5 protein-coding genes are annotated in these 5,190 nt (G+C 66.7%); 2 read left to right on the forward strand and 3 right to left on the reverse strand.

All coding sequences use genetic code 11. The features are described 5' to 3' along the window. The first annotated feature begins 654 nt into the window (after positions 1-654). Complete coding sequence (locus TR46_RS37385) at positions 655-828, forward strand: hypothetical protein (protein ID WP_169790687.1); 174 nt, start codon at positions 655-657, stop codon at positions 826-828. 199 nt (positions 829-1,027) lie between these two features. Here TR46_RS37385 and TR46_RS37390 read toward each other — a convergent pair whose 3' ends face one another. After that, positions 1,028-1,705: a TetR/AcrR family transcriptional regulator gene (locus TR46_RS37390; RefSeq protein ID WP_084719271.1), complete on the reverse strand. Its 678-nt coding sequence runs from the start codon at positions 1,703-1,705 to the stop codon at positions 1,028-1,030. Between the two features lie 162 nt (positions 1,706-1,867). On the opposite strand from TR46_RS37390, the gene TR46_RS37395 reads away from it, so the two are divergent. Then, positions 1,868-2,995 (forward strand): oxygenase MpaB family protein, encoded by a 1,128-nt coding sequence (locus tag TR46_RS37395; RefSeq protein WP_042411699.1) that lies wholly within the window; start codon positions 1,868-1,870, stop codon positions 2,993-2,995. Between the two features lie 386 nt (positions 2,996-3,381). Here the strand turns inward: TR46_RS37395 and TR46_RS37400 are convergent, their stop codons facing one another. Both TR46_RS37400 and TR46_RS38730 read right to left on the reverse strand, forming a co-directional pair. Next, complete coding sequence (locus tag TR46_RS37400) at positions 3,382-3,654, reverse strand: hypothetical protein (protein ID WP_042411702.1); 273 nt, start codon at positions 3,652-3,654, stop codon at positions 3,382-3,384. Between the two features lie 639 nt (positions 3,655-4,293). Continuing rightward, a complete protein-coding gene (locus tag TR46_RS38730; protein WP_152626938.1) occupies positions 4,294-5,067 on the reverse strand; it encodes a pentapeptide repeat-containing protein in 774 nt (257 codons plus the stop codon). Positions 5,068-5,190 lie beyond the last annotated feature (123 nt).

A 5,190-nucleotide genomic window follows, 5' to 3' on the forward strand; every position in this document is an offset into this window, starting at 1 on the left:
GGCCCTACAGTGCGCGTCGCCGCATCGCCGTGCACACCCAACCGCATGAGCGATGCGCCTCGGTGTGCGCCGCGCGCCCACTGCACGCGGAGCTGGTAATTCGGCGCCGCGCGCCTGGTCCGCGCGCGACAATCAGCCCTTGGCACACCGTCAGAAGGGCACGTTCGGGTGATGCTCCACTTCAGCGGCAGCAGCTACATCCAGACGAGCACCAACGTCAGTTCGGTCTCCATCAGCAAGGGCGTGGACACCCACCGGTTGCAGGTCCAGTTGCAGCTGCAAGCCACGGGTCTGGAGCCCGGGACCTTGTGCATCTGTCCGTGGACCTGCATACGACCGGGAACCGCGATACTATTGGCTGTCCAGCCCACCTCCGCCGCAGACCCTGTTCCTCCACAACGGGGCCACCTCCGCGCGGCTACAGATCCCGCTGACTAACAACCAGATCATCATTCTGACCGAGAGCTACGCCGGGAAGCCGGTCCGCTGGAGCTGCGGATCACCGCCGTCCTGCCAGTCACTATTGGGCGAATTCCAACCTGGATCTGCAGGTCACGGGGCTGGCATGGGTCCTGGTTGGGGTGCTCGTGCCGGTCGGGTCTTGATCGCGGGCTGGTGATCGTCCGGCGGTCAGTTTCGGTCGCTTCGCCTCAAGTGCCCTGCAAGGAGGCGAACAAGCTGGTCAGCCGCGAACGGGCCGCGAACGAGCACGGGTTCGCTGACCTCAAGAACTGGCGAGTCCTCACCAAGGTCCGCATGAACGCCCGCCACGCGACCACGCTCCTGCGAGCCCTGCTCGTGCTGACCAACGCCGAGGTGCAGCGCTGACGGACGATCACCAGCCCGCGATCAAGACCTGACCGGCACGAGCACCCCAACCACGACCCACGCCACCTGCAGAATCAGGTTGGAATTCGCTCATTCATCCCGTCACCCAAGCAAATCCCGAACGCCCGACCGGCGGTGACGCCCCATCGTCACCCCATCAGGTGATCACAAGCCGGACAGAAGATCACAAACCGCACTGTTAAGGGCCGCTCGCGCCGGGCACGGACAGCGCCCGGCGTACAAATTGTTCGCACATCGCACATGCGGCCTCGAAACCGACTTCTTCGGGGGCGACCAGCAGCTGGGCGCCGGTACCTCGCAGCATGCCGGTGATCGCCGTTGCCGCACCCGCGGGGTCGGTGTCGGTCCTGATCGTCCCGTTCTGCTGGCCCGAGCGCACGAACTCCTCGATCTTTCCGCGGATGTCGCTGTCGAAGTCCGCGAACACCTCCCGCAGGACCGATTCCTCAGAAAGAGCGGATCCCCACATCGCAAAGAAGGCGCGCGCCTCGTCGGGATGCCGGTCGATCCATGTGAGGTAGGACCGGACCATCACGACCAGCGACTCCAGCCCATCCCCGGTCAGTCCTTCGACCACCTCGACGAGCCCGAGTTGACTCTGGCGGGCCACCCGCTGCAGCAGCGCCACCTTGGTCCCGAAATGGTGGTTGACCAGGCCCCGGCTGTACCCGGCCTCCGCACCGACATCCGCGACCGAGGTCTGATCGACCCCGCGACGCGCGACGAGCCGACCGGCGGCTTCCACGAGTGACTGCTCCGCCTGATCACGACGCTCCTGCTTGGTCCGCGGCGGTGTCCTGTCCTGCCCGACCGAACCGGACGCGGTGGATGCGGACATACGGGGGGTTGACGACATGCGTCAAGATTACTAGCTTGGATAAGTTGCTAAACGCTTAACAAGCAACTCCGAGAGAGCTTCGCAGGTTCGAGCCGCACGGTTCGACGGGGCCCTCGGGGACTGATGCGTCTGAGACCGGCCCCCTCGGTCGTCGGATCGGTGAAGAGAAGGAGTTTCGGCATGACTGCCACAGAGAAGGGCGCGAAATCGGTAGACCGGGTCGACCGAGTCGTCACCAAGGAGCGTCTGCTCGGTACCGAATCGCGATGGCGGAGGTTCGGCGAGCCGACACCGGCAGGTGGTTCACTCAAGGAGGACGGGACACCGGACTACGGCGTCTTCGGGCCAGGCAGCATCGCGTGGGATGTGCTGCTCCACCCGGCCACGATCTTCTTTCAGAGCCCGGCGCAGTTCGTGCTCCAGCTGACGTACAAGCCGGTCCTGGCGGGCGTACGCGACTGGGATCCGATCTCTCGAAAGGCCCGCAAGGGCGAACTCACCATCTTCGACAATTTCGACCGCCAGCAGCGCAACTCCGGCATCCACACCCCTATGTGGCTCGGCGACACCGCCACTGCCCACCGGGTCGCCAAGCATCTGCGCAACATCCACACCAAGGTGGCCGGTGACGTCATCGACATCGCCCATCCCGAGCTCGGCGGCTACGACGCCAACGGCCCGCGAGACGCGATGTGGGCAGCGCTCACGGAGATGCACACCATGCTGTGGGTCTACGAGAACCTTGCCTTCCGAGACGGCAAGCCGCCGCACCGCCTCGCTCCGGCGCAGCGTGACCAGTACATTGCCGAGGTCGCCGAGTACTGCCGTCTCTTCGACTCGCCCGAGGGAGAGATCCCCACGACGATGGCCGAGCTGAAGGCGCTGTACGAGAAGTACGACCAACTGTTCAAACCCAGCTGGACCATGGACGTCATCCCCGCGACCGGGCAGAGCTTCCATAAGGTCACGACGGAGTCGATCAAGAAGAACTTTCACGTCTCCCAGTTGCGGATTCACGCTCAGCTCCTGCTGAGCCAGAAGTTGTTCCATTATCCGATCTTGGGTGCGGTCTCGGGAAAGACCCGGCGCAACATGGGCGTCGGACCGCTGAAGAGCAAGATGGCGGTCGCATCGACGAAGGCCATGCTGCCGCTGATCTGGTTGGCCCAGCAGTCGGCGGCGGAACAGCGCATGACGCGGATCATGTGGGGCCCCGACGCGGTCAAGCTGATCGAGTCGGCCCGCGACCTGCACCGTCAGGCCAAGGCAGGTCTGCTCGCGGGCGCACCGTACAGGGCAAGGGCGTAGGCCCTGACTCCCGCTCACCCTGGGGGCGAGCGGGGGCTCCGCACGTTGTCGGGCCACCCAACGGGGCCAGGCGTGGCCTATGGGGACCTGTCTTCAGCGCCCTCTCCTCCGCGATCAGGCCTGTACCGCTCGAAAAGTCATCGCTGCACGTCATGAGCCGTATCTGTACTCGTTGATGGTGCCGCCGAGGCGGCGGATGCGTAGGAGTCTGTGGCCGTTGGGCAAGGGGGAGCCGGCTGGGCAAGGGCTGATTCTCCGCTGCCCGACTGCTCCGTTCCGGTCGTGGTTGGGCACAGCGGCGGCGGCACCGCCCCGCCCGGTACCCAAGCGTCGGCGTCGCCGCGCCGGGACGGGCTGCCAGGCGGCAGCGGGCGGCGGCCTGGGCGTCAGGGCGCGGTGGGTTCGGTGTCGCCTTGGTTCAGGACGTGGTGGCCGGTGTGGGTGAGGGTGGCGGTCCATTGGCGGCCGCGGCGGTCCCGTTCTCCGGTCTCCTCCAGGTCGACCAGGGCGGCGGTGGCCAGGGGTTTGAGTGTGGCCAGGTGCAGTCCGGGGGTTCCGCGTCCTGCGGGCTTGCCCTGCTCCTGGAGGCGGCGGAGCTGGCCGAGGGCGTCCCATTGGCGGTCGGTCAGTGAGAGGTCGGGGGTGGAGTCGTGGGGCACCGGCCGATCCTACGGCCGGCCCGTGACGGCGGCCCGGGTGCGTCGTTGGTCCGGGGGACCATCCCCCGTGGTCGACCCGCTGGGGCGGCGTGCCGACCGTGCGCCGCCCCGGCCCCCGCTGAAGTCACCAGTCCTTCCACTGTGCTCACCGGGTCGGACGCGGGCCCTTCCGTTCTCCCTTCCGTCCCGGCTTCCGGCCGCCCTTCCGCGCCCGGCGGTCGAATCGGGCGTATTCAGGCAGCTCAGGACCACTTTTCCGAGATCAAAAGCGGGCTGACAACCCCTTCTGCACCCCCACGACGCTTGGATGTTGTGGTGTGCGGTGTGCAGGCGTGGTTCGCTCCGGGCCGTGGGCCGCTGTTCTCGCTCCAGGTCCGCGCGGCCCCCGGGTCGCGCTGCTCGGCTGCGCCCGGCCAGGTAGCCGGCCGAAAAGGAGGCGCGGAGGAGGAGCCGCAGGACGTCGGCTGAGGCAGCCCGCAGAAGCAACCGCTGCGTGACGGATGTCGGTGACGTGGGAGAAGATCGCGGGATCGAGACGTCGCCAGCCGGGACGGGGGAGTAGCAGTGGCAGACCAGAGCGAGCCCGGGACCGGAGAGCAGTAGCGTCACCCGGTGCGCTGTGCGCGTGGACGGTGTCGTTCAGGAGACGCAGACGTAGTTGTAGTCCGGGTGGCGTGGTTGCTGGTGGGAGCAGAAGCGGCTGGTGTCGTTGACGCGGGCGCCCGTGAACCGGGTGCCCGCGAACTGGGTGCCGATGAGCTTGGTGTCGGTGAGGTCCGCGCGGTCCATGATGGCGTCGTTGAAGTCTGTCTTGTTCAGGTTGGCGCAGTGCAGGTCCGCGCCCGCGAGGTCTACCCCGCGCAGGTTCAGGCCGTGCAGGTCAGCACCCGACAGCTCGGTCCTGTCGAGGTAGACCGACATGGGTACCTTGGGGTCGCGCTCGCTGATCGCGGCCAAGGCAGCCTGGACGCTTTCGGCTACTCCGAAAGCGGAGCAGTCCGAGGGCTCCGGATACGCAGTCGAGTGGGTGATCGGCGTGTTGCTGCGGACGAACGCAGCCAACTCGGCGACCGCGCGCGGCTGGTCAGACGGAGAAACCTCGATGATCTTCTTCAGGGTGCCGACGGCGTTCAAGTGGTCCTCTGCCTGCTTGGAGGTCAGTTCCTGGGCCGCTGAGTTGAACCACGACTGAACTTGCCCCCGGAGCGTGATGACATTGGCAGCACTGCCGGTGTCGTGGGTCACATAGATCCCCACGCCCGCACCCACCGCAGCAGCCAAGGCGATTGCAGCCCCGATCTTTTGGACGCGATAGGTCCTGTTCTCGTGTTCGGATGGCTGCCCGCTGCTGCTGCTGGAAGCGTTCCCCACCGTACTGCCCGCTTTCGCCACCGTGCCGTTGCGCCCTGACACTTGAACCCATGTTCCGCAGCTGCGCTTCGGTTCCGATCACCGCTCGGCTTCACCCCTTCGGGGGATGAAGCCGCATCGCAGGGCCAGGCGCCCAGCTCCGCTCCATCTTCCGAGCGGCACCGC

Source organism: Streptacidiphilus carbonis, from assembly GCF_000787775.1.
Classification (GTDB): Bacteria; Actinomycetota; Actinomycetes; order Streptomycetales; family Streptomycetaceae; genus Streptacidiphilus; species Streptacidiphilus carbonis.